General features: G+C 60.7%; 28 protein-coding genes and 1 pseudogene. 16 read left to right on the top strand and 13 right to left on the bottom strand.

Annotated elements, in window-relative coordinates; genetic code table 11:
- Positions 1–149: 149 nt before the first annotated feature.
- Positions 150–572: a helix-turn-helix domain-containing protein gene (locus RS75_RS03030; protein WP_045017197.1), complete on the top strand. Its 423-nt coding sequence runs from the start codon at positions 150–152 to the stop codon at positions 570–572.
- Positions 565–1,422, top strand: a complete 858-nt coding sequence (locus RS75_RS03025; RefSeq protein WP_045017194.1) for a DUF6456 domain-containing protein — start codon at positions 565–567, stop codon at positions 1,420–1,422. Before RS75_RS03030 ends, RS75_RS03025 begins: the two co-directional genes overlap by 8 nt.
- Positions 1,423–1,426: 4 nt before the next feature.
- Here RS75_RS03025 and RS75_RS03020 read toward each other — a convergent pair whose 3' ends face one another.
- Together RS75_RS03020 and RS75_RS03015 are read right to left on the bottom strand one after the other, a co-directional pair.
- Positions 1,427–1,843 (bottom strand): SufE family protein, encoded by a 417-nt coding sequence (locus tag RS75_RS03020; RefSeq protein WP_045017192.1) that lies wholly within the window; start codon positions 1,841–1,843, stop codon positions 1,427–1,429.
- A 194-nt stretch (positions 1,844–2,037) separates the two neighbouring features.
- Complete coding sequence (locus RS75_RS03015) at positions 2,038–2,463, bottom strand: DUF5330 domain-containing protein (protein WP_045017191.1); 426 nt, start codon at positions 2,461–2,463, stop codon at positions 2,038–2,040.
- A 483-nt stretch (positions 2,464–2,946) separates the two neighbouring features.
- Between RS75_RS03015 and RS75_RS03010 the strand changes: the two genes are divergently transcribed.
- The 3 genes from RS75_RS03010 to RS75_RS03000 all read left to right on the top strand — a co-directional run bounded on the left by RS75_RS03010 (position 2,947) and on the right by RS75_RS03000 (position 5,914).
- Positions 2,947–4,476, top strand: coding sequence for a sensor histidine kinase (locus tag RS75_RS03010; protein ID WP_045017189.1), 1,530 nt, complete (start codon positions 2,947–2,949; stop codon positions 4,474–4,476).
- Positions 4,448–5,365: a peptidoglycan-binding domain-containing protein gene (locus tag RS75_RS03005; RefSeq protein ID WP_045017344.1), complete on the top strand. Its 918-nt coding sequence runs from the start codon at positions 4,448–4,450 to the stop codon at positions 5,363–5,365. Before RS75_RS03010 ends, RS75_RS03005 begins: the two co-directional genes overlap by 29 nt.
- Positions 5,366–5,566: 201 nt before the next feature.
- Positions 5,567–5,914, top strand: a complete 348-nt coding sequence (locus RS75_RS03000) for a DUF1491 family protein (RefSeq protein ID WP_045017187.1) — start codon at positions 5,567–5,569, stop codon at positions 5,912–5,914.
- 96 nt (positions 5,915–6,010) lie between these two features.
- Here RS75_RS03000 and RS75_RS02995 read toward each other — a convergent pair whose 3' ends face one another.
- A complete protein-coding gene (locus RS75_RS02995; protein ID WP_234704221.1) occupies positions 6,011–6,940 on the bottom strand; it encodes a DUF2336 domain-containing protein in 930 nt (309 codons plus the stop codon).
- 552 nt (positions 6,941–7,492) lie between these two features.
- On the opposite strand from RS75_RS02995, the gene RS75_RS02985 reads away from it, so the two are divergent.
- Positions 7,493–7,681 carry a hypothetical protein gene (locus RS75_RS02985; protein ID WP_045017182.1) on the top strand — a complete coding sequence of 63 codons (189 nt, stop codon included), beginning with the start codon at positions 7,493–7,495 and terminating at the stop codon, positions 7,679–7,681.
- A 20-nt stretch (positions 7,682–7,701) separates the two neighbouring features.
- Here RS75_RS02985 and RS75_RS02980 read toward each other — a convergent pair whose 3' ends face one another.
- On the bottom strand, positions 7,702–8,250 hold the full coding sequence (locus tag RS75_RS02980; RefSeq protein WP_045017180.1) for a DUF1254 domain-containing protein: 549 nt from the start codon (positions 8,248–8,250) through the stop codon (positions 7,702–7,704).
- Positions 8,243–8,830 carry a DUF1214 domain-containing protein gene (locus tag RS75_RS02975; protein WP_045017177.1) on the bottom strand — a complete coding sequence of 196 codons (588 nt, stop codon included), beginning with the start codon at positions 8,828–8,830 and terminating at the stop codon, positions 8,243–8,245. Before RS75_RS02975 ends, RS75_RS02980 begins: the two co-directional genes overlap by 8 nt.
- Before the next feature lie 128 nt (positions 8,831–8,958).
- On the opposite strand from RS75_RS02975, the pseudogene RS75_RS27025 reads away from it, so the two are divergent.
- Positions 8,959–9,138, top strand: a pseudogene (locus tag RS75_RS27025) (hypothetical protein); the annotation flags it as partial.
- Here the strand turns inward: RS75_RS27025 and RS75_RS02970 are convergent.
- Positions 9,125–9,733, bottom strand: a complete 609-nt coding sequence (locus RS75_RS02970; protein ID WP_045017175.1) for a LysE/ArgO family amino acid transporter — start codon at positions 9,731–9,733, stop codon at positions 9,125–9,127. The pseudogene RS75_RS27025 and the gene RS75_RS02970 overlap by 14 nt on opposite strands.
- A 370-nt stretch (positions 9,734–10,103) precedes the next feature.
- Here RS75_RS02970 and RS75_RS02965 point away from each other — a divergent pair, with 370 nt between their 5' ends.
- Positions 10,104–11,003 carry a LysR family transcriptional regulator ArgP gene (locus tag RS75_RS02965; protein WP_045017173.1) on the top strand — a complete coding sequence of 300 codons (900 nt, stop codon included), beginning with the start codon at positions 10,104–10,106 and terminating at the stop codon, positions 11,001–11,003.
- Between the two features lie 248 nt (positions 11,004–11,251).
- Here the strand turns inward: RS75_RS02965 and RS75_RS02960 are convergent, their stop codons facing one another.
- Positions 11,252–13,444 carry a transglycosylase domain-containing protein gene (locus RS75_RS02960; RefSeq protein WP_045017171.1) on the bottom strand — a complete coding sequence of 731 codons (2,193 nt, stop codon included), beginning with the start codon at positions 13,442–13,444 and terminating at the stop codon, positions 11,252–11,254.
- Between the two features lie 255 nt (positions 13,445–13,699).
- Here RS75_RS02960 and RS75_RS02955 point away from each other — a divergent pair, with 255 nt between their 5' ends.
- Together RS75_RS02955 and blaOXA are read left to right on the top strand one after the other, a co-directional pair.
- A complete protein-coding gene (locus RS75_RS02955) occupies positions 13,700–14,179 on the top strand; it encodes a YcgN family cysteine cluster protein (protein ID WP_045017169.1) in 480 nt (159 codons plus the stop codon).
- A 171-nt stretch (positions 14,180–14,350) separates the two neighbouring features.
- Positions 14,351–15,172 carry a class D beta-lactamase gene (gene blaOXA, locus RS75_RS02950; protein WP_045017167.1) on the top strand — a complete coding sequence of 274 codons (822 nt, stop codon included), beginning with the start codon at positions 14,351–14,353 and terminating at the stop codon, positions 15,170–15,172.
- 32 nt (positions 15,173–15,204) lie between these two features.
- On the opposite strand, the gene RS75_RS02945 is transcribed toward blaOXA, so the two are convergent.
- Together RS75_RS02945 and RS75_RS02940 are read right to left on the bottom strand one after the other, a co-directional pair.
- Positions 15,205–15,540: a type II toxin-antitoxin system YafQ family toxin gene (locus RS75_RS02945; protein WP_045017165.1), complete on the bottom strand. Its 336-nt coding sequence runs from the start codon at positions 15,538–15,540 to the stop codon at positions 15,205–15,207.
- Positions 15,537–15,812: a type II toxin-antitoxin system RelB/DinJ family antitoxin gene (locus RS75_RS02940; protein WP_045017163.1), complete on the bottom strand. Its 276-nt coding sequence runs from the start codon at positions 15,810–15,812 to the stop codon at positions 15,537–15,539. The genes RS75_RS02945 and RS75_RS02940 overlap by 4 nt, the downstream gene beginning before the upstream one ends.
- 212 nt (positions 15,813–16,024) lie before the next feature.
- Here RS75_RS02940 and cueR point away from each other — a divergent pair, with 212 nt between their 5' ends.
- The 3 genes from cueR to RS75_RS02925 all read left to right on the top strand — a co-directional run bounded on the left by cueR (position 16,025) and on the right by RS75_RS02925 (position 17,183).
- Positions 16,025–16,450 carry a Cu(I)-responsive transcriptional regulator gene (cueR, locus tag RS75_RS02935; RefSeq protein WP_045017161.1) on the top strand — a complete coding sequence of 142 codons (426 nt, stop codon included), beginning with the start codon at positions 16,025–16,027 and terminating at the stop codon, positions 16,448–16,450.
- 111 nt (positions 16,451–16,561) lie between these two features.
- The gene (locus RS75_RS02930) at positions 16,562–16,831 is read left to right on the top strand and encodes a ribbon-helix-helix domain-containing protein (protein ID WP_045017158.1); all 270 of its coding nucleotides are present in this window, start codon (positions 16,562–16,564) and stop codon (positions 16,829–16,831) included.
- Positions 16,821–17,183: a type II toxin-antitoxin system RelE/ParE family toxin gene (locus RS75_RS02925; protein WP_045017156.1), complete on the top strand. Its 363-nt coding sequence runs from the start codon at positions 16,821–16,823 to the stop codon at positions 17,181–17,183. Before RS75_RS02930 ends, RS75_RS02925 begins: the two co-directional genes overlap by 11 nt.
- Here RS75_RS02925 and RS75_RS02920 read toward each other — a convergent pair.
- Positions 17,180–17,428: a hypothetical protein gene (locus RS75_RS02920; RefSeq protein ID WP_045017342.1), complete on the bottom strand. Its 249-nt coding sequence runs from the start codon at positions 17,426–17,428 to the stop codon at positions 17,180–17,182. The genes RS75_RS02925 and RS75_RS02920 overlap by 4 nt on opposite strands.
- Positions 17,429–17,611: 183 nt before the next feature.
- Here RS75_RS02920 and RS75_RS02915 point away from each other — a divergent pair, with 183 nt between their 5' ends.
- A complete protein-coding gene (locus tag RS75_RS02915; protein WP_045017154.1) occupies positions 17,612–18,994 on the top strand; it encodes an MFS transporter in 1,383 nt (460 codons plus the stop codon).
- Between the two features lie 20 nt (positions 18,995–19,014).
- On the opposite strand, the gene RS75_RS26835 is transcribed toward RS75_RS02915, so the two are convergent.
- Positions 19,015–19,188, bottom strand: a complete 174-nt coding sequence (locus RS75_RS26835; RefSeq protein WP_052679645.1) for a hypothetical protein — start codon at positions 19,186–19,188, stop codon at positions 19,015–19,017.
- 59 nt (positions 19,189–19,247) lie between these two features.
- Positions 19,248–20,966: a glycoside hydrolase family 32 protein gene (locus RS75_RS02910; protein ID WP_045017152.1), complete on the bottom strand. Its 1,719-nt coding sequence runs from the start codon at positions 20,964–20,966 to the stop codon at positions 19,248–19,250.
- Positions 20,967–21,106: 140 nt separating this feature from the next.
- Here RS75_RS02910 and RS75_RS02905 point away from each other — a divergent pair, with 140 nt between their 5' ends.
- The gene (locus RS75_RS02905; RefSeq protein ID WP_045017340.1) at positions 21,107–22,567 is read left to right on the top strand and encodes a protein adenylyltransferase SelO; all 1,461 of its coding nucleotides are present in this window, start codon (positions 21,107–21,109) and stop codon (positions 22,565–22,567) included.
- Between the two features lie 201 nt (positions 22,568–22,768).
- Here the strand turns inward: RS75_RS02905 and RS75_RS02900 are convergent, their stop codons facing one another.
- Positions 22,769–23,869, bottom strand: coding sequence for a saccharopine dehydrogenase family protein (locus tag RS75_RS02900; protein ID WP_045017338.1), 1,101 nt, complete (start codon positions 23,867–23,869; stop codon positions 22,769–22,771).
- A gap of 147 nt (positions 23,870–24,016) precedes the next feature.
- On the opposite strand from RS75_RS02900, the gene RS75_RS02895 reads away from it, so the two are divergent.
- Entirely contained in the window at positions 24,017–24,448 is a 432-nt protein-coding gene (locus tag RS75_RS02895; RefSeq protein WP_045017150.1) for an Lrp/AsnC family transcriptional regulator, read from the top strand.
- The last annotated feature ends 149 nt before the right edge of the window (positions 24,449–24,597 follow it).

Here is a 24,597-nt window from a genome sequence, read left to right as displayed (position 1 = left end):
TCGAAAGAGGAAAAAAATCCTCTGTCGGGTCTCGCATTTCTTCAAAAAATTAAACGAAATCAATCGCATGATTTTTCATGTCAAATTTGCACTTCCCCATAGCAGTCTCCGGATGTATGAATTAATTCCTATTCGTAAAGGAGTTGCATATGCCGCCGGACATAGTTTCTTTGCCTGCCCCCTTGCGGCCCTGCGTGCAGGCCACCGGTCGTAACTTTCGCCGCTTTCCGCCTGTGGCCGGACGGGATGAGATTTCGCAGGCTTGCCAGCTGGTCCGGCAACTGACCGGGGAGATGGTGCAGTTGACCGGGGATCGTCTGGCTGCGCGCCGGGACAGGCGGCGCCGCGAATGCCATATCCGCCAGATCGCCATGTATGTCTGCCATGTGCAGCTCGGCATCCCCATGTCGGATATCGGCCCCTGTTTCGGCAGGGACAGAACGACGGTCGGCCATGCCTGCCAGGTGGTCGAGGACCGCCGCGACGAGCCGGCCTTTGACGAATTCGTCGCCGTGCTGGAGCGGCTTACCGGCAGCATTTTCAACGTGATGAAGGGGGCGCGCGATGAGTGAGGCGAAAAGTGCTGCGGGCCTGCCTTCGGATCCCGTGCTGTTGCGGCTCTTGCGCTCCATTGCCGCGGGCAAGGCTGAAATCTCGGAGGATGGCGGCGATATGGTCTTACGCCGGCCCGGAGAAGAAAAAGAAAGGGCAGCGCGTCCGGCCCCGCGTTTTCCGGCCGCAACGGTCCGGCTCGCCATCTCGTCGGGGCTGATCGAGAGGCAGGAAACCACGCTTTCCGCTGCGCCACCGCTCGGCGCTTATCTGAAGCGGGCAATGGCCAAGGATCGCGAGGAGATTTTTCAGGAACAGCATTGGGATTTGCAGTCGGTGATCGTGGATGCCGGCGAGGGCAGGCAGTCGGCCCGGCTGAATCTCAACACCTCTATCCTGACGAGCCTTTCACGTCTGAAGGAGAAGGACGGCACGGCATTCTTTCCCCCGGATGCCCTGCAGGCGGGCGAACGCCTTGCCGCCGATTTCCACCGCGCGCACCTCAATTCCAGGGTAACGGCGACATGGGAGCCGAAAATAACGAGCCGCACCAGGGGCGAAGCGAGTGGCGGGCTCGATCTCACCGAGACGGCGATGGCTGCACGGGCAAGGTTTTCCCGCGCGGCCGATGCCATGGGGCCAGAACTCTGCGGCGTCGCCATCGATGTCTGCTGTTTCGAAAAGGGGCTGGAGGCGGTGGAGCGGGAGCGGCAATGGCCGGCGCGTTCGGCAAAACTGCTGCTGCGGGCCGCCCTGCTGTCGCTTGCCCGGCATTATGCGCCGCAGACGCAACGCGCCAGGCGGTCCAGCCATCACTGGGGCGACGAAGATTATCGCCCCCCGATGACAACAACGATGATGACGGGGTGAGGGGTCAGGCGGCCAGAAGTCGCGCTTCCTCGCGGATACGCTTGACCATGGAGCGCAGGCCGTTGGCGCGCTGCGAGGATAGATGTTCCACCAGCCCGATCTTGTCGAACACTTCGATGGCGTCGAGACCGGCGATTTCGGAGGCTCTTTTGCCGGAATAGACGGCGAGAACGATGGCGACGAGGCCGCGCACGATATGCGCGTCGGAATCACCCTCGAAGGTCATGAGAGGATCTTCCGCGCCGTCGCTGTGGCTGACGAGCCAGACCTGGCTCGCGCAGCCCTGCACCTTGTTCTCAGGCGTGCGCTTGTCCTCCGATAGATCGGGAAGCGCCTTGCCGAGTTCGATGACATAACGATAGCGATCCTCCCAGTCGTCGAGGAAAGCGAAATCGTCAAGGATCGTGTCGAGAGAGGCCATGTTTTGCGCCGTATCGTTCGTTATTGCATGTCTTGGCTACGATATAGGGCAAGTAAGCGCGGTTTTGAACCATGCGGGCCATGAAAAAGCCCACGGAAAGCAGGTTTCCGTGGGCAAGTCAGGCAGGCAGTCACGCAGACGGACATAACCGGCTGCGGAAAATGGATCGCGCGGCGATGTGCCGCCGGGAAAATTCAGGGTGCGGGGCGCTTCTGCGGCAGGGGAATGACAGTGCCGGTCTTCAGCATGTCGGTATCCTTGGGAAATTCGACGCTGATTGCCGGCGCTTCGGCCAGTTTTTCGTTCTCGCTGGCAAGCTCGGTGGCGGGAGCCGTTTTGTCGCCGGAGGCGAGCTGGGCGTCGAGCAATTCATAGGCGACCTTGGCGCCTTCCTTTGCCCGTTCGCCGAGCGCGTGGAAGGTTTCGGCGCCCTTGACGCAGACATCGGGTTTTTCAATGCAGATGGCGCTGACATAACGATAGGCCTCACCGGCTGCCGAAAAGGCGCTGGGAATATCGAATGCCGAAGGTTCCTTGGTAGGATCGTTGCTGCTGCCGAAATAGGACAGCGCCACGAGCACCAGCGAAAACCAGAATGTTCCTTTGATCAGAAACCACATTGTCAGACACCCTGCCAGATGATCTTTGTTTTGAAGCCCCGCCCGTTTCGGGTCATCGGCCTTTGTCCCGTTTTTCGGGCTTGAGAAGAAGCTACACGCGACCGGCGAACAGCCGATTGCAAAAAGCCGCGCAATTTAATTCAAATTGTATCTATTCTCCTCGCATCGGGACGTCGGCCAGCAATTCCTTCGCATTTTAACAGTCCATGTTAAGCATAATTACGACGGATGCCGCCTGTTCCGGGCAAAAGCTGGGGGTCGTGTTGCCACAAAGGTTAACGTGATGGCAAAAATGAAGCGAAATCCGTCGCTTACCCGTCATTAACCATGATTGGCAAAGCTTGGTTGAAATGCCCCGTAATGGGACTGAGGCGCATTTCACGGGCGTTTGCCGCCATTCTTTTTATCCATTCCTTAAGCCGGGGCCTTCTATTGTCGGGCTGTTAGATCCGTCTCAGGGATTCGGTATTGGTATTGCGTAACATGAGAAAAAAAGCGGTCGCATTGGTCGACCATGCCGCGGGCAGATGGCTTGCGCGTATGGAGGAGGACGCCGAAAGGCGCGCCGGAACCATTGCGCGCCTGCGCCGCCTGTTTGCCTTCAGCGCCGTTGGCCTTCTGGTTGTGCCTGCCCTGTTCAGCCTCGTCTTCAGCCCCGCCATCGCGCTGCCCATTGGCGCAGCCCTGGTGCTGGCGCTCTATCTGGCCGCAGCCGCCCTGCTGATCGCCTTTTCGCGTCCCGCGCGTGTCGCGGCGTCGCTCTCCGCCCATGCCGGCGACGACGACCTCGTTGCGGCCTCGCAGATGCCCGGCCTCGTGCTCACCATCAATGAAAACGGTCTCGTCGAGCGTGTCTCCGGCCGCGACCTTGAGACATTCCCGGCCGATCTTCAGGCCTGCAAGGGTCACGTCTTTGCCGAATATGTCTATGTCTCGGATCGTATCGAGCTGATGCAGGCTTTCGACCTTCTGCGGCAGGGCGAGGACAAGGCCGGCGCGGAACTGCGGTTCGAAACCGGTGCGAAATCGCGCCCGGTGCAATTCATTCACGCGCGTATGGAAATGACGGCGATCCGCACCGCCACCGGCCGGCTGCGCCGCGTCATCGCCCAGCTCTCCGATGTCACCGAGATGGAGCTGCTGCGCCGCGATGTCGCCCGCAAGGCGGCGGAGGCGGAATCGGCCAATGACGCCAAGTCGCGCTTTCTCGCCGCCGTCAGCCACGAGCTGCGCACGCCGCTCAACGCCGTCCTCGGCTTTTCCGACATTCTGGCGGGTGAATATTTCGGCAGGCTGGAAAACGACCGCCAGCGGGAATATGTCGGCTTGATCCGCCAATCCGGCGCGCATCTCCTGTCGGTGGTCAACACCATGCTGGATATGAGCAAGCTGGAAGCCGGCCGTTACGAGCTGATGATGGAAAGCTTCCCGATTGCGGAAACCATTGCGTCCTGTGAGGCCATGCTCGGTCTGCAGGCGAAGGAAAAAGGCCTGACGCTGACCAGTCGCATCCAGCGCGGTATCGGCGAAATTGCCGCCGACCAGCGCGCCCTCCGCCAGATTCTCATCAATCTGGCCGGCAACGCCATCAAGTTCACCGATGCGGGCGGCGTGATCTCGATCGATGCGGCGCGCGAAGGCAGGATGCTGAAACTGACGGTCAGCGATACCGGCATCGGCATCGCTTCCGACAAGATTGACCTGCTGGGCCAGCCCTTCATGCAGGTTCAGAACGAATATACCCGTCGCTATGAGGGCACGGGTCTGGGATTGTCTCTGGTCAAGGGGCTGGTAGCGCTGCATGGCGGCACTTTCGCCATTACCAGCCAGCCCGGCGAGGGGACAGTCGTAACGATCATGTTGCCTGCCGACGGTTCCGGCATGGCAGGTGGCGAAAACGCTGAAACCGAGTGTATGGTGGAGTTTCCGCCGCGCATCAGGCAGCTCGGCGAAATGGCCGCGATTATGAAAAAGGATGGTGACGATGGCCCCGCGAAAGCGAAAATCGCCTAAGAAAACAACGGCCCAGATCGGCGCCGGGATTGTTTCCTTGGTGGTTTCGGCCATCGGGCGCGAACTCCTGCGCCGTCCGAAACTGGTGGGCGGCTCAGGCGCCTTTGCGGTCGTCTTCGGTTTTGTCGCCGCCAATGCGCTCTGGTATCAGCCGGGCGTCCACCCGTCGCCTTTTCTGCGCACGCGGGATGCTGAAAATCCGAACGGCATTGCCGGTTATCGTGCGGCGGAGCCGCTCGGTACGCAGGGCAACGTCACCACCTTCCGGATAGAACGTCCCAGCGAAACCGACACGGCACCGCAACCTGCAGCCGAAACGGCGCCGCCCGCGACACCGCTTGTGGCGGAAAACCAGAAGCCGCAGCAGATCGTTGCCGATATTCAGGCCGAACTGAAAAAACGCGGACTTTATGAAGGCGAGGCGGATGGCCGGATGGGACCGCGCACGGCCGCCGCCATCATGTTCTTCGAGGAAACGCTCGGCATGGAGCAGACCGGCGAGCCGACGACACGGGTGCTGGCGGCGCTCAGGATCGACGGCGCAACCGTGGCCGCGATCCCCCGGGATCGGCCTTCCGACACCAGCGGCGGCATCGAGATCGACCCGGTCGCCGCGGCCATCCGCAAGGCGGAAAAACCGCAGGTCAAGGCCGAGCCGGTTTCCCTCACGGGCGGAGCTTCTGCCGCAAGGCCGGTAAACCGCGAGCTGATTGCCAAAATCCAGCAGGGACTGGTCAATATCGCCTATGCCGAGGTCAAGGTCGACGGCGTGGCCGGCGAGCAGACCCGCAACGCCATCCGCCATTTCGAAAAGCACTACCGTCTGCCGGAAACCGGCGAGCCGAGCGAAGCGGTGTTGAAGAAGCTGAAGTCGATCGGGGCGCTTTAGACGTCAAGGCAGGACGTTGCCGCTTGTTTCTTCTCCCCGCCGGGGAGAAGGTGGCCCGAAGGGCCGGATGAGGGGGCAACCTCTCAGCATATCTCTGGTCTCGCCCCCTCAACCCGCTGCCGCGACCTTCTCCCCGGCGGGGAGAAGAAACAAGCAGCGCCCTCTCGGCCCCATATACGCTTGCCCGGAAAGGCCTCGTCGATGCGCCTCAAATCCGAAATCTTCGTTTCAGCCCTTGTCCGGCGCGTCTTTTCCGCCGGTGGATTTGCTGCCGTCGAAAAGAAGGGCGCGGAGGCGGCGGGGGCAATCTTCGTGCGTCAACGTCTGCGGGACGGCCGCGAAAACCTCTACGGACCCGCGCCGCAAAGTTTTGCCGATGACGAGGAAATTCGTGCCGAGCGCCGCTTCGAGACGCGTCTTGCCGGCGTCGATGGCGAGGAAACCGCCGCCCTTCTGGAAAAGGAACGGCGGTTCGACAGCGATCTGTGGATTGTCGAGATCGAAACGGATGAGATCGGCGCTCTCCTGACGCTGGTGGATCAGCCTTAGGTCAGGGGCCGTCTGGTTCAGAACGGATCTGACAGATCCACGGAGAACCCCGGCGAGGTCCGGAATTGCTTCAGGTCCAGGCCGGCTTGCTTAACCTCACGTCCCTGTTTTGTGAACGACCGGAACGCTGTGGCTTGGCCGTTCGCGGCCATGCGTGTAGCTGTCGGCGCGCCGCCAGCTTTCCACCCGCTCTTCGCATTCCACGGTATCGAGACGGTCGAGCAGGGCTTCGGCGCGGCTCATGTCGCCTTCGGCGGCGGCAAGATGCGGATAGAAGCATTGCAGGATGAAGGCGGCCTCGGAAAATTCCATGCCGAGCCCGATGAGCGTGGTGGCGAGCTGCGCGCCTGATATATCGAGCATGATCCGCTCGGACAGCCAGTAGCTGGACGATAGCGAATCTGCCAGCGCCACCGCAAACTGCCGCGCATCGCGCTCGCGGGCAAAACGCACGAGCAGGGCTTCCTGCACGTCACCCAGACGTCGAAGACCAAGAACATCGCTTTCCGGCCTGTTGAGATGATGCGCCATCTGCTTGATCCGCTGGCGCATTTCCTCTTCGAGCGCGGATACGGCCGCAGTGCCTGCCGCTTCTTCTTCCGCTTTGGGTTCGGCGGTGCTGGCCACCGGCTGCGGAGCGACGGCAATCGTTTCCTCGTCGGGCCGCTTCAGGTCCTCGGTGTGGCGCAGGCCGACAAGCGCATCGATGACGGTTGGCGAAAGGTCGTCACGCCGGACGATGGCGCGGGCATGGGCGGCCCCTTGCGTGCGGGCAATGGTAATCAGCGTGTCGTCGTCGAGGCTTTTCGAAGAAATGAGGAATGGGGCGGCAATCGAAATCGGCTGGCAGGCGATGAAGAAGGCGACCGCCGAAGGCACGCTCGGATGCTGGGAAAGCGCTGCGATCGCTTCCCGCTTGGCTTCTTCGGTGGAGGCGTTGAAAAGCGGCATGAAAAGTTCGGCGAACTGCCGAAGGTCCGTTTTTGACGGATGGGACACAGTCTCGAAATTCGTCACCGTGGCCATAAGCACCACATCTTTCTTCCTCACGGCTCTTGGCCTCTCAAGTTCTCGAAACCGGTCGGTCAACGCACTACCCAACAAACGCAAACACAATATCGGTTCAAATTAGAGCAAATCCGTTGACACCCTGTTAACTATGGGGGCTGGCAAGCGATATTCTGCTGTTATCAACAAGGAATTTTTAAAACCTTCATGACGGGAAAAATGTCATGGAACTTTGCCGCATCGCCTTTGTTTCCAACGGATGTGGCTTTGTGAGGGATAAGTCGGCGCCCGGCGATTAGGGTTAACGGATCATTAACCTCTGTCTGTCTCTAATTTCATGGGCAGTATTAGGATTCCATGTTATTCTGATCCATGGAATAAACCCGAAAATGGCATGCCGAAGCCGTAATCTGCGCGTGATCCCGTATAAAATCGTCATCGGTTTCAGGGTCGTGCGAAAACCAGTCCGTGGACTGGAATATGCGCAATGTGATGGTGATGAAATTCCCGACGCAAGACGAGGCTTGCGCGGTCCCATGAACAACATTGACTCCCGAAGAGGAGACGAGCATGGCAGTTATTATTCCAATCGGCGACGCCCGACGAAGCCTGCGCCCCGCCGGCGTGGTCGGCAAGGTGATGGGTCCGGCGAAGGTCGTGCTGTTTACCGGCGTGCGTTATGAAAAACGCGATACGGAGCCGGACGGCAAGGATGCGCGCAAGAGCAAGCCCGCACCGGAAACCGTTTTCAAATCCTGATTACGCTTGATAGACCGGCGTTATTTCCACGGCGTCGGCTGGCATTTTGCCTCGTTCAGGAACCGTTCCGCTTCTTCCCCGAAACTTGGCTGCGGCACCATCGTGCGCAACACCACATACCCTTCCGTCTGATCCGATTCCGCCAGAATGGCCTGTGACAGCGACGGCGGCTGCGCCTTGCGGATCGCCGCGATCTGCACGGCATCGGCCACCAGAATATCCATCACCCCAGCGGCGGAGGTGCGGTCGTTCATGCTGAACACCTCGTTCGACGCCTTGTCGTAAACCGCGACGGACCAGAAGGGCACGGCGCCGACGGCGGTGAGTCTGACCGGCTTTTCCTCGATATTGAAGGTGCAGATCGCGACCCGTATGAAGGGATCGCCGCTTCCCAGCGTCTTTTTCTCCGTCGTTTCCTCAAGAAGATGAAACAGATGCGGCTTTCCTTCCGCCACCGCGCGTGTATAGGCGTCGCGATTGCTGAAATGCGGTATCGCCAGAAGAATGACGACATGCAGCACGGCAGCAGCGACGAGACCGGTGAGGATGGCGAGCAGGACCCTAAGCATTACCACACCCCAGCTTGCGGATTTGCGGCATGGCGATGTCGATCAGGCCGGAACTGCCGGCGACCGGCGTGTCGAGCAGCGTCATGACGAGCTTGAACGTCTGGCCCTGCGGCACCGCCAGCCAGTTATAGGTCTGGGCATCGGGGGCGATGGTGATGTCGATACCGCCGTCCGCGCTGCGCAGAAGTGTGCGCGAATTGAGCGCGAAGGGCCGTCCGGCATCCTCCGCCAGCACATTGCCCTGCTGGTCGGCAGTATAGAGCGTCCAGAAACGCGAGGGCGGCACGGCCCCCGCCAGCCGGTAGCGGCATTCGCCGGTCAGACGCTGGCCGTCGCTATCCACGGAAGCGGTAAAGGCCAGCCCTTCGGCCGTTCCGTAAAGCAGCTTTCCTGCATCCGCGCGGTGCGATTTGGCGTAGGGATCGGCCTCGATCGTCTGCGCTTCCGGAAAGGCGTCCCACGAGCCGATGCGGATCGAGCCGAAGCCGGATGTCGCCTCAAGTGCGGCCAGCGTCGCGGCAATGCCGCCGCCAAAGGCGATCAGTAGGGCGATGCCGACAAGGAGTGGAACTCGGAACACGCTGTTTTCCCGTTTTTGAACAGGTCGAGGACTATCACTGATTCCCTGTTTGGAAAATGGCGCGGCTTGTTTAGTCTTTGTGAAAATGATCAGAAGGGGGATTCCATCATGTCGCGACAAGTCGCCATATCTTCGCCGATATCCTGAAACTGCGCACCATCTGGGTGCCGCATTCCTATTCCGGCTGCTCGCAGCATGCGCCGAACGAACATCTGCCGAAGGAGATTGCCCGCGAGGCCCTTGCCATCATGGCCGGGCTTTATTGGGATATCGGAGAGGGGATAGTCCGCCGCTTTAGGCGCCCATGACCAGCTTGAAGGCGATGGCCCACATGGTGACGGCGATGATGCCTTCGAGGATGCGCCAGGCGGAAGGTTTTTCGAAGATCGGGCGCAGCCAGCGCGCGCCATAACCCAGCGAGAAAAAGAACAGCAGCGAGCCGGTGGCCGCACCCGCCGCAAAGGTCTTTTCGAAGCCCGGAAATTGCGTGGAGATGGTGCCGAGCAGCACAACGGTATCGAGATAGACATGCGGGTTGAGAAAGGTCAGCGCCAGGCAAATGGCGAGCGTCTGCCACAGGCTCGCCTCACGCTTTTCCGCGACGGAGAGCGCCTCCGATGAACGCAGCGCCGAATGCATGCTTTTGGCGCCATACCAGATGAGGAAGGCCGCACCGGCATACCGCATGATGGGATCGAGCGCCGGCATGACCGCACTTATGCGCTGAAAACCGAAAACACCGACGGTAATCAGCAATGCGTCGGAAACGGCGCAGGTGAAACACACGGCAAACACATGCGAGCGCGCCAGCCCCTGTTTGAGAACGAAAGCGTTCTGCGCGCCGATGGCGACGATGAGGCTCAGACCCATCGTCAGGCCGGTGAAAAATATCTGTATGTCCATGCTGGCTGCTGCCCCGTGCCTGTGCCTGTACGGATGGCCGATGCCACCACTTCCAAACAGAGTGCTTGGATATTTCGTTCACGTGGCTTAATCAAATTAAACAAATTCAGCTCAAATAAGAAAAAATAATGATCGGTCAAACCATACAACAGGGCGATTTTCTACGACGTTGTCTCCTCTCCACCCTCATTCCTGTGCTCGTCACAGGAATCCAGCCAGCCCAAGCCCTTGGGCTGAAAGGGCTCTCCCGCCGCGCAGACGCGCGTCGACTGGATTCCTGTGACGAGCACAGGAATGAGGGTGGAGAGTACTACCGCCCGGACGCTTCCCGCCCACCACGCCCATATCAACCTCTACAAGGAGGCCTTTGATGCTGGACTATCCCTCCATGCGGGCCGTCGCGCTCGTGGCCCAGACCGGCAGTTTCGAAAAGGCGGCGCAGGTGCTGTGCGTCACGCCGTCGGCCGTTTCCCAGCGTATCAAGCAGCTGGAGGAGCGGCTTGGCGTGGTGCTGATCGTGCGCGGCAACCCTTGCGTGGCGACGGAAAAGGGCGAATGGCTCTGCCGGCACATGGACCATGTCGGCATGCTGGAGAGCGAATTGTTCCGGCAGCTTCCGGCTCTCGCGGAAGCGGGGGAGGTGCCGGAGCGTGTGACGGTCAACATCGCCACCAATGCCGACAGCCTCGGTACATGGTTTCTGGATGCGGTTTCAAAATTCACCGGTGGGAGCGACTACCTCGTCAACATCGCGGTGGACGATCAGGACCACACGGTGGAATGGCTGCGCGGGGGCAGGGTGCTTGCCGCCGTCACCGCCCATGCCAAGCCCGTGCAGGGCTGCCGGGTCACTCCGCTTGGCGTGCTCAGATATCACGCCACCGCCAGTCCCGATTTCATGGCGCGTTATTTCGCCGATGGCGTTACGCCCGCCACGCTTGCCCGCGCGCCGGGGCTCACCTTCAACCAGAAGGACAGGCTGCAGGCCAGCTGGATCAAGATGACGCTGGGTGAGGATGTCTCCTATCCGACCCACTGGCTGCCCTCGACCGATGGTTTCGTGAAGGCAAGCCTTGCCGGCATGGGCTGGGGCCTCAACCCGGTGCAGCTGGTGCAGGATTACATCAAAGCGGGGAGGCTGGTGGAAGTCGTTCCCGGCACACCGTTCGATATCCCGCTCTACTGGCAGGTCAACCGGCTCGCCGCCGACCGCCTCAGCGCGCTGACCGCCCATGTGGTGGAAACGGCACGGGCGGCGTTGATGCCTTGAGCATTGGGCGCTCGATTTGCAGAGAAGGGGCTGTGGAGCGTGTGGCTCACCCCCCTCTGTCCTGCCGGACATCTCCCCCACAAGGAGGGAGATCGACCCGAGGCGAGGTCTCGCCCGTCTCAAGGTCAGTGAATGAAATGGCGGTAGCGCCGCTTGCCGATCTCCCCCCTTGGGGGGGAGATGCCCGGCACAGAGGGGGGTAAACCTCGCGCTCCGGCAGAAACCTACTAAGGCAAGGTACGCGGCCTTTACTGTCGGCCGGCCTGATCTTTGCCATCCCGCAACGAAGCTTCCGCCACCTTCTGCGTCGTCACGGTCAAAGGCGAGGCTTCCTTCATCTTTTTGGCGATGGAGCGGATGACGCGCGTTGCCTCTGCCGAAAGAGAACGCGGGCGGGTAAGCGCCGGCATGGCGGGCGCGCTGGCGGATGCGGCGGCGACTTCGGCCGAGGGCTGCGGGCGGGTGCCTGTCGGCAGCGGGTTCTGGATGCCGGGAATGGGGCGCAGCTCCATGCCCTGATGGGCATAATCCATCAGCCGTTTATAGGTCATGGCCGGAAGCGCGCCGCCGGTCATGTTGTTCATCGGCGTGAAATCGTCGTTCCCGAACCAGACCGCCGTGGTGTAATTGCCGGTGAAGCCCACATACCAGGCATCGCGGTAAGCCTGCGATGTGCCGGTCTTGCCGCCGGAAACGATGCCGTTTTCCAACGCGCCGCGCCGGGCCGTACCCATGACGGGAATGGTCACCAGCATCTGGTTCATCTTCGAATTGGCATCTTCGGAAAGCACCCGTTTGGCGGGCTCCTCGTCCCGGCCGAAATCGTAGAGAACCTTGCCCTCGTAATCCAGCACCTGTTCGATGCCGTGGCGGCGCGATTGCATGCCGTCGGCCGGGAACACGGCATAGGCCGTTGCCTGATCGAGAACCGTCAATTCCGATGTGCCGAGCGGGATAGTCTTGTCGCTGCGCAGCGGTGTGGTGACCCCCATCGCCTTGGCGGTATCGACGATCACCTGCGTGCCGAGCACGTCCTTGGCGAGCCGCACCGGCACGGTGTTGTAGGATTTGGCGAGCGCCACCTGCAATGTCACCTTGCCGGCATAGGAGCGGCCGTAATTCTGCGGCGACCAGCCGCGCCAGGTCACCGGCGCATCGGAAATCAGCGTCTCCGGCTTCATGCCCTTTTCCATGGCGGCCGAGTAGGTATAGACCTTGAAGGAGGACCCCGGCTGGCGCAGCGCCGCCGTGGCGCGGTTGAACTGGCTCTCGCCGTAATCACGCCCGCCGACCATGGCGCGCAATGCGCCGCCGTTTTCGAGCATCACCATCGCGCCCTGCTTGACGCGGTAGCCTTCGCCGAATTCGCGCAGGCTCATTTCCATCGCCTGTTCGGCCGCCTGTTGCAGGCCGGTGTCGATGGTGGTGCGCACGACGACGGTGTGATCCTTAAACTTGCCCTGCGCCGCCAGCCGCTGCACCTCGTCGAAGGCCCAGTCGAGGAAATAATCCGGCGCCTTCACATCGGCGCGGTCGATGACGGTGGCCGGGTTGCGCCTTGCGCCGATCACCTGACCCTCGGTCATCAGCCCGCTCTGCACCAGATTGGAAAGCACGGTGTTGGCGCGCGCACGCGCGGCCGGAAGGTTGACATGCGGCGCATATTTGGCAGGCGCCTTGAACAGGCCGGCCAGAATGGCGGATTCGGCAAGCGTCACGTCGGTCAGGTTTTTGCCGAAGTAAAATTGCGCCGCCGCCGCCGCCCCGAAGGTGCCGCCGCCCATATAGGCGCGGTCGAGATAAAGGCTGAGGATTTCCTTCTTCGACATGTTGGTCTCGAGCCAGAGCGCGAGGAAGGCTTCCTTGATCTTGCGCTCCAGCGAGCGCTCATTGGTAAGGAACAGGTTCTTGGCAAGCTGCTGCGTCAGCGTCGAGCCGCCCTGCACCACGCCGCCAGCGCGGGCATTCTCGCTCATGGCGCGGGCAAGGCCGATGAAATCGATGCCGAAATGGTCGAAGAAACGCCGGTCTTCCGTGGCCAGAACCGCCTTGATGAAATGATCCGGCATCTGGTCGATCGGGACGGAATCTTCATGAATGATGCCGCGATGGCCGATGGTGTTGCCGTAACGGTCAAGGAAGGTCACGGCGAAATCGCCGCGATAACGCCAGTCCTTCTTGGTTTCCTCAAAGGCGGGCATGGCAAGCGCCAGAAGCACGACGCAGCCCGCCGTTCCGAAGGTCAGCGCGTCGCAGGTCAGGTTGACGAGAAGTTTCTTCCAGCCGCGCACATGCAGTTTGCGCGAGGCGATGGTGACGTCTTCCCAGAAATCCACCAGCCTTGCCGCAGCCGTCCATAGGCCGGAGTCGATGAAGCTATCGATTCTCAGCAGGGTGTGTCGCTTTTTGCGACCGTTCTTATCGTCTTTTTCTTCCTGCACCTGGCGATGTTTTCCTGTTCAACGCAACGCGGACCGTCGATGTTTCTGCGCTTCACCCAATTCCGGACGCAAAACCGTGGCATGGTTCTGCCAGAATTGCTTGACGCGGCGGCTTGTCCCGGGCCAATGACCTTTTGCCACCCGCCAAAATGCTAAAATATCGTACAAACCAGCCCTTGGCGATACGATATTAAGGATTAGGGAACGGTTAAACCTTGCCCTCCAATAGATCAAAATGGAACGGAAATGTTAACGATGAATGACGCGCCGTTCTGGAAAACCAAATCGCTGGAGGAAATGACCGGCGAGGAATGGGAAAGCCTGTGCGACGGCTGCGGCCTGTGCTGTCTGAACAAGCTGGAGGACTGGGACACCGGCGAGGTGGCGTTCACGTCGGTCCGCTGTCAGCTGCTCGACGGCGAAAGCTGTCGGTGTTCCGACTATGATAACCGCCGCGCCACCGTGCCGGACTGTATCCAGCTGGATTTGAAGAAGGTCTACGAAATCGGCTGGCTGCCGCCCACCTGCGCCTATGCGCTGGTGCGTGACGGCAAGGATTTGTACTGGTGGCACTATCTCGTCTCCGGTGACGTGAACACCGTGCATCAGGCCGGTATTTCCGCGCGTGGCCGCACCGTCAACGAGCTGGATGTGGATGTTGACGACTTCGAGGATTATGTGGTCGACTGGCCGCTGACAGTGGGTGAGACGGCGGGCGAAAAGGCGAACGGATGACGGAAAGCGTCAATTTTCGCTTTGGTCCTATTCCTGCCCCATCGTTCTCTTAAGGCATGTCGCCCGAAAGTGTGCCGCGGTTTCGGGCGAACGGCAGGTCCAAAACAAGGACCGTCGTTCAGCCATTCCGGCAAATGATCCGCAAAATGCGGACGAGGGACATCAAAACGCATGCGCTATCGGCTGCCCGCCATCATTCTTTCGTGTATTGCCCTTCAGGGCATCCTGCCGTTTTCCGCCTCGGCCCAGCAATCGCAGGCCTTTGAATGCACGCTGGTCACCTCCATCGAAACCGGCGCGGTCATCAACCAGCAGGGCGCCTGTGACCAGCGCGTGGCGCCGGCCTCCACCTTCAAGGTGCCCCTGGCGCTGATCGGTTACGATGCCGGTATCCTGCTGGATGAGAAGACGCCCGCATGGGACTGGAAGCCGGGCACGGAGGCCCGCGCGCAGGACCGCAAGACGGTCGATCCGACCATATGGGAACAGGATTCTGTGCTGTGGTACTCGCGCGAACTCACCCGTAGGCTTGGCCCGGAAAAATTCGCCGCCTATGTGAAGCGCCTCGGTTACGGCAACGCCGATGTATCCGGCGAGCCGGGCAAGAATAACGGCCTCACCCATTCATGGCTCGGCGCTTCGCTGACCGTTTCGCCGGTCGAACAGGTGGGCTTCATCCGCCGCCTGCTGGCCGGAAATCTGCCGCTCTCACGCGATGCGCAGGCAAAGACCCGCGCGATCGTGCCGGTGTTCGACGCGCCGGAGAGCTGGAGCGTGCACGGCAAGACCGGCACGGGCTACATGCGTGATGAAAAGGGCAACCCCGACCGCAACCGCCCCTTCGGCTGGTTCGTCGGCTGGGCGGAGCGTGAAGGTCAGCACATCGTCTTCGCAAGGCTGCGCGTTGCCGACAAGCCATCGAACGAAGCGCTCGGCCCTTTGGTGCGCGACGCCTTCCTGCGCGATATTCCCCGGCTGGCGGTGCACAGGTAGCAGGGTCTACCGGGATCGTTCAGATCGCGTGTTTACCTGAAAAGTTCGGCATGCGTGCCGGTGCGCGTGAAGACGATGAGATTCTGCTTCTCATCAAGTGTATAGATCAACAGAAAGTCCCCGCCGGCATGGCATTCGCGATGATCGCGCCATTCTCCGGTCAACTCATGGTCACGAAACTGTGCCGGTAATGGCGCTTCGTTGGCGATGAGGAGAAGCATGATCTCCTTCAGCTTCACCATGTCGTAACGCCCGGAATTGTTCAGCCGTTGCCAGTCTTTAAGAAATTGCCTGGTGAAATCTGAACTTCGCGGCAGCACTGTTCGCTTTGATGCCGCCTGTTTTTCGTGACCTTTCCTGTCTGTCACCTTTTGTCGCCATCAAGAGCGTCGAACAAAGCTTCTGTCGTGCCGAAACGATTGCGCTTCGCGGCGGCGATAGCACGAGCGTCTTCAATCGCGGCAAGCGTTTCAGCATTCGGGCGCGTCAGTTCTATCGGCAGCGCTTTTTCGCGGGCAATTCGCGTCAACATCATTCGCATGACATCGGAAACAGTCAGCCCCAGACTATCAAGCACGGCAGTCGCATCGTCCTTGATTGCCTGATCGATGCGCGCTCTCACATATGCATTTGCGGTCATGATCGACCTCCTTTTTCAGATATCATATGTAGCTCAATTGAGCACCAATTTCAACGATCATGACTGTGTTGCCCGCATGCGTTCATAGCTGGCGACCGCACTCACTTTTCTGTGCGCAATAAAATGCATCCTCTTCCCTTGACCTTCCCATGATGGGAATCCCTACATAGGGTCTCGAAACGGGCAATGGTCGCCTATAGGGAAGTAACACTATGAATATCGGACAGGCATCGGAAGCATCCGGCGTTTCCGCCAAGATGATCCGCTATTACGAGCAGATCGGCCTCATCACCCCCGCCGCCCGCACCGGCAATAATTACCGAGTCTATGGCGAGCAGGACGTGCACAATCTGCGCTTCATCAAGCGGGCGCGCACGCTCGGCTTTTCGCTGGAAGAGACCGAAACGCTGCTGAAACTCTGGCAGGACAAGAGCCGCGAGAGTTCGGCGGTGAAGGACATTGCGCTCGTGCATATCGCGGATCTCGAACAGAAGATCGCCGAGATGAAGGGCATGGTGAAGACGCTGTCCCACCTTGCGCATTGCTGCGGCGGCGACCACCGGCCCGATTGCCCGATCCTCGACGATCTTGCGGCAGGCGTCGAAAAGACCGCCCACAAGCCCGCGAGAACCCACTGACATCGACTGGCGAACTCACATTGCGGACATGACGCGCAGTCATAGTCGGTGGAACGAATATGGAAGATGTGCTACTGAGTAGCATCATTCTCTTGAAACGGGACCACCGCTATGTCCGTAAAGGCATCTGTCTCCATTTCCGATCAGCAGGATATGTTCGCTCGCAGGTTGGTGGAGGAGGGGCGTTATGCCAGCCTCAGCGCCGTGGTCCAGCGCGGACTGGAATTGCTCCGGCAGGAAACCGAATTGAAGGAAGCCGAGCTTGCCGTCCTTCGCGAGTTGCTGGCTGAGCGCGGGCAGGGAGAGTTTATCTCCGTCGAAGATGGCAAGGACAGAACGGCGGCGATGATCGCAGCCAAAAAGGCCAGCTATGGCCTTTAAGGTGCTGCGTTCGACGGAAACGGATCAGGACCTCGGCCTCATTCTGGATCATCTCGTCCAGTCATATCTCGACCTTGGCGACGCCTTGCCAGGAGCTTTTACGCGAGCTGCGCGGCGCGTGGGCTCGATTGAAGCGGATATGGAAGCTCTTCACAAAGCGCCTTTTCAGGGGACGCTGTCACCCGAAATATTGCCCGGCCTTCGCCGGGTAACGAAAAATCAGGCGATTTTTTATTTCGATGTCGATGAGAGGGAAAAGACCGTTCGTATTCTCGCGGTGTTTTTCGGCGGTCAGGACCATCTGCGCCATATGCTGAAGCGCTTTGCATCCCCCGCTGACAGTCTTACCTAAACCTCGTCGAATGCGCCGCCTTCCCGCGAGGGGTTGCGGTTGATGACGCGCTCTTCCGCGTCGTCGGGAAGGGCTTCGTCGCTTTCCTGATAGGGATCGTCCTCGGTCTCGGTCTCTTCTTCCTCGATTTCCTGTTCGATCGACTGCGGAATTTCTCCCTTTGCCGGAAGGGCGTCGATGTCGAGATCGAGCAGGTCCTCGTCCATGGCATCTTCGTTGCGGGGCATGATTTTCTTGCGGTCCATGACGGTATCCTTTCTGTCGGTCATTGTACAAACGACCGGGGCGCGCAGAGGGTTCCTGATGCCAGCCAATTCGCGCAAACGGGAATAGGTGAAAAAGGCGCCTTGACCTCAATGGTGCTTGAGGTTCTAGTTTGCCGGCCGTATCGCAAAAAAAGAAAGGATACGGCTTTGACGAGTGTGGAAATGACGGAGAAAAATAGCTGGACGGAATTGCTTGGTGGGGCGAACCTCTCGCTTCTGACCGTTATTTCCTCCGGTATCGGCCTGCACGCCTTCAACCAGTTCGCGGTGGTGACTGCCTTGCCGGTCGCGGTGCGCGAGATCGGCGGCGCGGCCTTCTATAGCTGGGCCTACAGCCTCTATTTCGTCGGTTCCGTGGCGGGTGGCGTTACCGCCGTTCTGTTTCGCGAGCGTTTTGGCGCACGCAGTGTTCTATTCCTGTGCTGCCTGATCTTTTCATTCGGCTCCGTCATGTCGGCGCTCGCTGACAGCTTTTTATGGGTCGTCATCGGCCGGGCGTTGCAGGGGCTTGCCGACGGCCTGATCGTGGCTGTTTGCTACAGTCTCATACCCGCCGGTTTTCGTTCGGCCCTGCTGCCGAAGGTCTTCGCCATAGAGGCGGCCATCTGGGCGGTCGCGTCCTTCGTCGGGCCGCTGACCGGCGGTTTTGCAACCGAGCATATCTCCTGGCGCGCGACCTTCCTCCTGTCCGCGCCGCTGATCGTGCTGTTGCTGGCCTATACGGCGATTGCCGTCTCGGCGGAACGGCCGGTGGCGACGACGCGCAAGCCGCTGGTTCCACTGCTTCTCTGCCTTGTCGGCGCATTGGCCTTTTCCGCACCCTCCGCCTTTGAGGATGCCGGCCTGCGCATCGCCTCCCTGCTTGCCGGGGCGGCACTGTTGTGGGCCTCGCTGAAGGTGGGCACCCGCCCTGCCGCCGGCCTGTTCCCGAAGGATTCTTTCCGGCTGAAAACGGTGCTCGGCAGCGGTTTCTGGGTGTTGTTCCTGATGTCCTATGCCCATGCGCTGGGCAGCGTCTATCTCGCTTATGTCGCCATCAATTTCTGGCACCACGAGCCGACTTTCGCCGGTTTCATCGTCGTGACGATGCCGCTTGCCTGGAGCTTCGTGGCGATGCTGATCGGCAGTGTGCGTTCCAGCCGCCTGCGGGAGCTTTGCCTGCATTATGGCCCTTACCAGATGGTGCCCGGCTGCGCGCTGCTCGGGCTTGGGCTGGCGACGGGAAACTGGCCGGAAATGCTTGCGGGACAGATATTGATCGGTTCGGCTTTCGGCATGTCCTGGGCCGGCATCAGCCAGGCGGCCATGGAGGCTGCGCCGGAAGAGGAGCGCAAGATGACCGGCGCATTGCTGCCCACGGTCGCGACGCTCGGTGCTGCGGCCGGTGCGGGTGCAAGCGGTACGGTTGCTGCGGCAACCGATCTCGTCACGCAGATCGATCTTGCGGATGTAACGATGCCGATGGTCTATCTTTACGGGCTGGGTGTCATCGTGTCGCTGCTTGCGATCCTGACCACCCGCAGGCTACGGAGCGGCCAGCGCTAACGCCTCTACGGCGCGCGCGGTTACGACTGGGTGGTGGCGATGGTGATCGCCACCAGATAGACGACGAAGGCCATGATCGCGATTGCGCCGATAACGATGACAATGCCCTTGCCGGCGCGTTTTTTCTCGGCCTTGTTTTCGTTGGCTTCAGTCGGAAACAGGATGGGGTCGCGGGTATCGCGGATCTTGGTCATGCCGTTTCTCCTTTTGGCGGTTTCTGAATTATCAACCGCCATCTCCGCCAAAAGGTTCCTCATGGACGCAGCGCCCAGGTGGTGGCGTGGACCACCGCGCCGGGCGCCGCCGTGAGGAGGGCCGAACGCACTGGTTCGAAACCCTCGATACGTTTTGTCCCGACGTACCGGCCCCGGTTGGCGAAGACCTCGATGGAGCCGTAATCCAGAAAGATGCGGATGCGCGAGGCCCTTGCACCCTTGGCGATATAGTGAGGCGAGGGGCCGTCACGCCCGTCCTCGTGCCGGATCCACAGACCGGTTTCATCGGAAACGAGGCCAAGTTCGACTGTAGGATGATCGAGCGCAAGCTCGAAAGGCGCGCCGGGCGAGGCAAGCTCGATCAGCATCTCCACCGCCCCGTTGATGAAGGTGACGCGTTCGCCGGCCGCCAGGCGCGTGCGGTCGAGAATATGGCTGCGCAGGCTTTCCGTCGCGCCGATGGGTGGGGTCAGAAGCTCGCCGTTCAGATAGTGGAGCCGGCGCGGCAGCGTCATGGATGTGGGGAAATCGATCTCCGGATTGGCATCCGCCCAATTGGCGAGCCAACCGATGCCGATGATGCTGTCGCCATCCAGAAACGCCTGGAAGGCATAATTGTCAGTGCCGAAATCCAGCTCCTGGCCGAATTCCTTGGTGAAGACCTTGCCGTCGAACCAGCCGACATCGGCCATGGTCAGGTTCTTGCGGCCGGTCTCCGGGTCTTCCGAATGCATCAGCCCGTAAACCAGCACCCAGCGCGTGGAGCGGGCATTGGCCGGGCCGTCGAGCGGCAGCAGACAGGGGCATTCTATGGCGGTGGTCCTGTAGCGCGTTTCCACCCACAGCTTGCCCACATAGGTCCAGCCCGAGGCGGCGGTGGGGTCGAGCGTCTCGTATAGCAGGATGACGCCGCCGCCCTCGCTCTGGCTGCCCAGCACCATTTTCCAAAGCCCGTCCGGACCGCGAAAGACATGGGGATCGCGGAAATCCGGCGTCAGCCCCTGTCCGTCCGGGCGGGTCCCCAGAATGACCTCGGCCTGCCCGGCCATGATCAGATCGGAGGAGGTGGCGGTGAGCTGGATTTGCTGTTCGGGTATGCGGTCCTGAACCTGCTCGGTGAAGAACACCCGGATGCCGGTTCCTTCGACAAGCGGAATGGTGGAGCCGGAATAGGCGCCGCCGCGCTTGTCCGGCCGCGTCGTCAGGTCCTCGGAGGGAAACAGGAAGATCGGCAGATGCCGCCAGCGCAGATAATCCGACGAGACGGCGTGGCCCCAATGCATGGTGTTCCAGCGCAGCCCGTGTGAATAATGCTGGTAGAACAGGTGCGGCCGGCCTTCGAAGCGGCCAAAGCCGTTCGGATCGTTCATCCAGCCAAAGGGCGGGCGGAAGTGATAGCTGCCCGGCAGATCGGGGGCTGCATTGTCCGGCTTGCTATGAACGACGGTAATCCCGGTTTCGAGCACGTCGGCGGCGGTGAACCAGTAGATGACGGAAACGGCTGTGGTGACCGTGTCGTAGCTCAGCTCCACATGGCCGCCGCCGAAGACCTGATAGATTCTAAATCCGAACTCTTCGGTGTTGACGCTTGAAACTTCAGCGAATTTGCCATTCGCGTTGGAGAAGGAGACGGCGCCCGGTTCCGCCGGTTTTTTCGCCTTCAACCAGACATGGAAGGTGGCGTTGACCGGCAGGTCGGTATGAATTGTGCGGATTGCGCTTTCCGGCTCGGCGGTTACGGCGTCAACGATGGTCATTCCCGTTCCTTTTCGTTGCGGCTATTCTGGTTCAGGAAACGCAACGAATGGGACGAAAGAAAGTTCAACACAGGATGTTTCCCTCTCGCAACGAGCCGCTAAAAACGCCATATCAGGCAAAAGCAGGGAGTTTACCCGTGATCAAATTCGACAATTCCTATGCCCGCCTGCCGGAGCGATTCAGTGCCGCCGTTTTGCCGACGCCGGTGAAAGCGCCGCACCTCATCGCCTTCAATCGCGGGCTGGCCGACGAGCTTCTTCTCGACGTATCGGGCCTCGACGATGAAAAGCTGGCGGCGATCTTTTCCGGCAATGTGGTGCCGCAAGGGGCCGAGCCGCTGGCCATGGCCTATGCCGGCCACCAGTTCGGCGGGTTCGTGCCGCAGCTGGGTGATGGCCGCGCCATTCTTCTTGGTGAGGTGATCGACAGAAACGGCAAACGGCGCGATATCCAGCTTAAAGGCTCCGGCCCGACGCCGTTTTCGCGGCGGGGTGACGGGCGCGCGGCGCTCGGCCCGGTGCTGCGCGAATATATCCTGTCGGAAGCGATGTTTGCGCTCGGTATTCCCGCCACCCGGGCGCTGGCCGCCGTCCTTTCCGGCGAAAGGGTGCAGCGCGAGGTCGGCCTGCCGGGCGGCGTTTTCACCCGCGTCGCGGCAAGCCATATCCGCGTCGGCACCTTCCAGTTCTTCGCCGCGCGCGAGGATGACGAGGGGATCAGAAATCTCGCGGATTATGTGATCGACCGCCACTATCCCGAAGCGAAAGGCGCAGACAATCCTTACCTTGCAATGCTGCGCGGCATTGCAGAGCGGCAATGCGAACTCATCGCCCGCTGGATGATGGTGGGCTTCATCCATGGCGTGATGAATACCGACAATATGGCGGTCTCCGGCGAGACGATCGACTTCGGGCCATGCGCCTTTCTCGACGAATACCACCCGAACAAGGTGTTCTCTTCCATCGATGCGCAGGGGCGTTACGCCTTCAACAGCCAGCCGGGCATCGCCCAATGGAACATCGCAAGGCTGGCGGAATGCCTTCTCCCGCTGCTCGACCCGGAAGTGGAGAAAGCCGCCGAACTTGCCAATGCCGTGCTGGCGGATTTCGCCGCCGCCCTTCCCAAACGCTGGCTTGCCGGCATGCGCGAAAAACTTGGCCTGACGGTGGAGGAAGAGGGCGATATCGAGCTGGTGCAGGCGCTTCTGGCGCTGATGCAGGCATCGGAGGCGGATTATACACAGACCTTCCGGCGTCTTTCCCACGCGGCCGATGGCGATGCCGAGCCGTTTCGCGGCATGTTCATCGATATCGCAGCGGCGGACGAATGGCTGGCGCGCTGGCGGGAGAGAGCCGCGCGGGAAGATGTGTCCGATACAGAAAGGTCACGGGCGATGCTCGCCATCAACCCGGCCATCATTCCACGCAACCACCGTATCGAGGAACTGATCGCGGCGGCAGTGGAGGATGACGATTTCGAACCTTTCCACGCCATGCTGGCCGCGATTGCGACGCCCTTCGAGGAACGGCCGGACAATTTCGTCTACATGCAGCCGCCGATGAGCCATGAGAGGGTGTTCCGGACGTTTTGCGGGACGTAGCGCAGCCGCTCCACAGTATTGGACCGAGCGGATGCCACACGTTTCTTCTCCCCGCCGGGGAGAAGGTCGCGGCAGCGGGATGAGGGGGCAAGGGTGCGGTCTATCGCTGGCGTTGCCCCCTCATCCGACCCTTCGGGCCACCTTCTCCCCGGCGGGGAGAAGAAACAAGCTGCAACGCCACGCGCCATAGATGCCCTTAATTCACCCTACCCGCGCCAGCGGCTCATGCGCGCCATAATATCGGCCAAACCGGTTTTCGAGGAAATGCGGCAGCGTCACTTCTTCCTGACGGACGAAGCCCTTCTGCGGCAAAGAGCCTTCCGCCAGCAGATCGAGAACCGTGCAGATTCCGGCGGCGGTGGTGATCTGGATCGCGCTCATCATGCGGCCGGAAACGGGGCCGGCATAGACCTTGTTGGCATAGGTTTCCTGTAGGAAACGGCCGTTGCGGGTGCCGCAGACGGTGACGAAGACGATGACCACGTCCTGCATCGTGCCGGGCAGCGCGTTTTCGAACAGATCCTTCAGCACGTCGCGGCGATTGCGCAGGTTGAGGTCGTTCAAAAGCGCCTTCATGATCGCCACATGGCCGGGGTAACGGATGGTGCGGTAATTCATGGTCCGCACCTTGCCTTCCAGCGTGGCGCAAAGAGTGCCGAGACCGCCCGAGGTGTTGAAGGCCTCATAGGTGACGCCGTCGAGTGAGAATTCCTCGCGTTCCTCAAGGGCCGGAACGGCGGTGAGGCGGCCTTCGACGATCGCTTCGCAGGGCTCGATATATTCGTTGATCAGCCCGTCCGTGCTCCAGGTGAGGTTGTAGTTGAGCGCGTTGGACGGATATTGCGGCAAAGCGCCGACGCGCATGCGCACGCTGTCCAGCTTGTCGAACCGGGCTGCAAGATCGGCAGCGACGATGGAAATGAAACCGGGTGCAAGGCCGCATTGCGGGATGAGCGCGGTCTGTGCCGTTTCCGCCAGTGCCTTGACCTTGCGGGTGGATTCGACGTCTTCGGTGAGATCGAGATAATGCGTGCCGACAGCGACGGCCGCTTCCGCGATGCCCGCCGTCAGATGGAACGGGGCGGCGGACAGCACGGCAAATTTGCCTTTCAGCAGCGCTTCCAGCGCCGGGCGGTCGGCTATGTCGACGATTTCGGTGTCGATACGCTCATGCGCCGGCACATTCGCCAACTGGTCTGCCGAGCGATCCGCAACCGTGATGCGATAATCGCCGGTGACGGCCAGCATCCAGGCGATGGCCGAGCCGATATTGCCCGCGCCGATAACGACAATGTTTTTCATGTTCTTGTTCCCCGCAGTAAATTCGCATGTTTCCGCGCACAGGATGCGCCTCAAAGACAGAATGACAGCTTTCATTGGCGATTCGCAGCTTCACTATGTGCGGATAGTGGGTTAATATTGCGCAGTTAGACGATAGGATTGGTCACTATGACGATAGCCGAGAAGGACCGGGCGCTGCTCGCCCTGCTTTCCGAAAACGCCCGCATGCCGGTTGCGGAACTGGCGCGCAAACTCGGCTTTTCGCGCACCACGGTGCAGGCCCGCATCGAGCGGCTGGAGGCGGACGGTGTGATTGCCGGTTATGGTTTGCGGCTTTCGGAAAGCTATCTTTCCGGGCTGGTGCGCGCCCATGTGCTGATCACCATTGGCCCGAAGGCGCTGCCCGCTGTGACGGCGGCACTTTCCGCCATCAAGGAGGTAACGACGCTGCATTCGGTCAGCGGCACCTTCGATCTGATCGCCATTCTTGCCGCCCCCTCCATCCTCGATCTCGACCGGCTGATCGACCGCATCGGCGCGCTGGATGGCGTGGAACGCACGCTGTCGTCGATCATTCTTTCGACGCGGATTTCGCGGTAGGGTGTTGGTGGGGGTAGTTGGGAAGTGCGGTAAACCCGACTTCCGTCATGCCGGACTCGATCCGGCATCCAGCCGACGCGCGTCTGCGCGGCGAGAAAGACTCTTTTCAGCCCAAGGACTTGGGCTGACTGGATACCGGCTCAAGGCCG

Origin of the sequence: Rhizobium nepotum 39/7 (assembly GCF_000949865.1) — a bacterium.
Lineage (GTDB): Bacteria > Pseudomonadota > Alphaproteobacteria > Rhizobiales > Rhizobiaceae > Agrobacterium > Agrobacterium nepotum.
Note: the sequence above shows the minus strand (reverse complement) of the source record. Positions and strands in the feature narration are given on the sequence as shown.

Bases quoted from the DNA above. Each gene is read 5' to 3' on its own strand.
- RS75_RS03030 (WP_045017197.1), top strand. From the start codon at position 150: ATGCCGCCGGACATAGTTTCTTTGCCTGCCCCCTTGCGGCCCTGCGTG.
- RS75_RS03025 (WP_045017194.1), top strand. From the start codon at position 565: ATGAGTGAGGCGAAAAGTGCTGCGGGCCTGCCTTCGGATCCCGTGCTG.
- RS75_RS03020 (WP_045017192.1), bottom strand. From the start codon at position 1,843: ATGGCCTCTCTCGACACGATCCTTGACGATTTCGCTTTCCTCGACGAC.
- RS75_RS03015 (WP_045017191.1), bottom strand. From the start codon at position 2,463: ATGTGGTTTCTGATCAAAGGAACATTCTGGTTTTCGCTGGTGCTCGTG.
- RS75_RS03010 (WP_045017189.1), top strand. From the start codon at position 2,947: ATGAGAAAAAAAGCGGTCGCATTGGTCGACCATGCCGCGGGCAGATGG.
- RS75_RS03005 (WP_045017344.1), top strand. From the start codon at position 4,448: ATGGCCCCGCGAAAGCGAAAATCGCCTAAGAAAACAACGGCCCAGATC.
- RS75_RS03000 (WP_045017187.1), top strand. From the start codon at position 5,567: ATGCGCCTCAAATCCGAAATCTTCGTTTCAGCCCTTGTCCGGCGCGTC.
- RS75_RS02995 (WP_234704221.1), bottom strand. From the start codon at position 6,940: ATGGCCACGGTGACGAATTTCGAGACTGTGTCCCATCCGTCAAAAACG.
- RS75_RS02985 (WP_045017182.1), top strand. From the start codon at position 7,493: ATGGCAGTTATTATTCCAATCGGCGACGCCCGACGAAGCCTGCGCCCC.
- RS75_RS02980 (WP_045017180.1), bottom strand. From the start codon at position 8,250: ATGCTTAGGGTCCTGCTCGCCATCCTCACCGGTCTCGTCGCTGCTGCC.
- RS75_RS02970 (WP_045017175.1), bottom strand. From the start codon at position 9,733: ATGGACATACAGATATTTTTCACCGGCCTGACGATGGGTCTGAGCCTC.
- RS75_RS02965 (WP_045017173.1), top strand. From the start codon at position 10,104: ATGCTGGACTATCCCTCCATGCGGGCCGTCGCGCTCGTGGCCCAGACC.
- RS75_RS02955 (WP_045017169.1), top strand. From the start codon at position 13,700: ATGAATGACGCGCCGTTCTGGAAAACCAAATCGCTGGAGGAAATGACC.
- blaOXA (WP_045017167.1), top strand. From the start codon at position 14,351: ATGCGCTATCGGCTGCCCGCCATCATTCTTTCGTGTATTGCCCTTCAG.
- RS75_RS02940 (WP_045017163.1), bottom strand. From the start codon at position 15,812: ATGACCGCAAATGCATATGTGAGAGCGCGCATCGATCAGGCAATCAAG.
- cueR (WP_045017161.1), top strand. From the start codon at position 16,025: ATGAATATCGGACAGGCATCGGAAGCATCCGGCGTTTCCGCCAAGATG.
- RS75_RS02930 (WP_045017158.1), top strand. From the start codon at position 16,562: ATGTCCGTAAAGGCATCTGTCTCCATTTCCGATCAGCAGGATATGTTC.
- RS75_RS02925 (WP_045017156.1), top strand. From the start codon at position 16,821: ATGGCCTTTAAGGTGCTGCGTTCGACGGAAACGGATCAGGACCTCGGC.
- RS75_RS02920 (WP_045017342.1), bottom strand. From the start codon at position 17,428: ATGGACCGCAAGAAAATCATGCCCCGCAACGAAGATGCCATGGACGAG.
- RS75_RS02915 (WP_045017154.1), top strand. From the start codon at position 17,612: ATGACGGAGAAAAATAGCTGGACGGAATTGCTTGGTGGGGCGAACCTC.
- RS75_RS26835 (WP_052679645.1), bottom strand. From the start codon at position 19,188: ATGACCAAGATCCGCGATACCCGCGACCCCATCCTGTTTCCGACTGAA.
- RS75_RS02910 (WP_045017152.1), bottom strand. From the start codon at position 20,966: ATGACCATCGTTGACGCCGTAACCGCCGAGCCGGAAAGCGCAATCCGC.
- RS75_RS02900 (WP_045017338.1), bottom strand. From the start codon at position 23,869: ATGAAAAACATTGTCGTTATCGGCGCGGGCAATATCGGCTCGGCCATC.
- RS75_RS02895 (WP_045017150.1), top strand. From the start codon at position 24,017: ATGACGATAGCCGAGAAGGACCGGGCGCTGCTCGCCCTGCTTTCCGAA.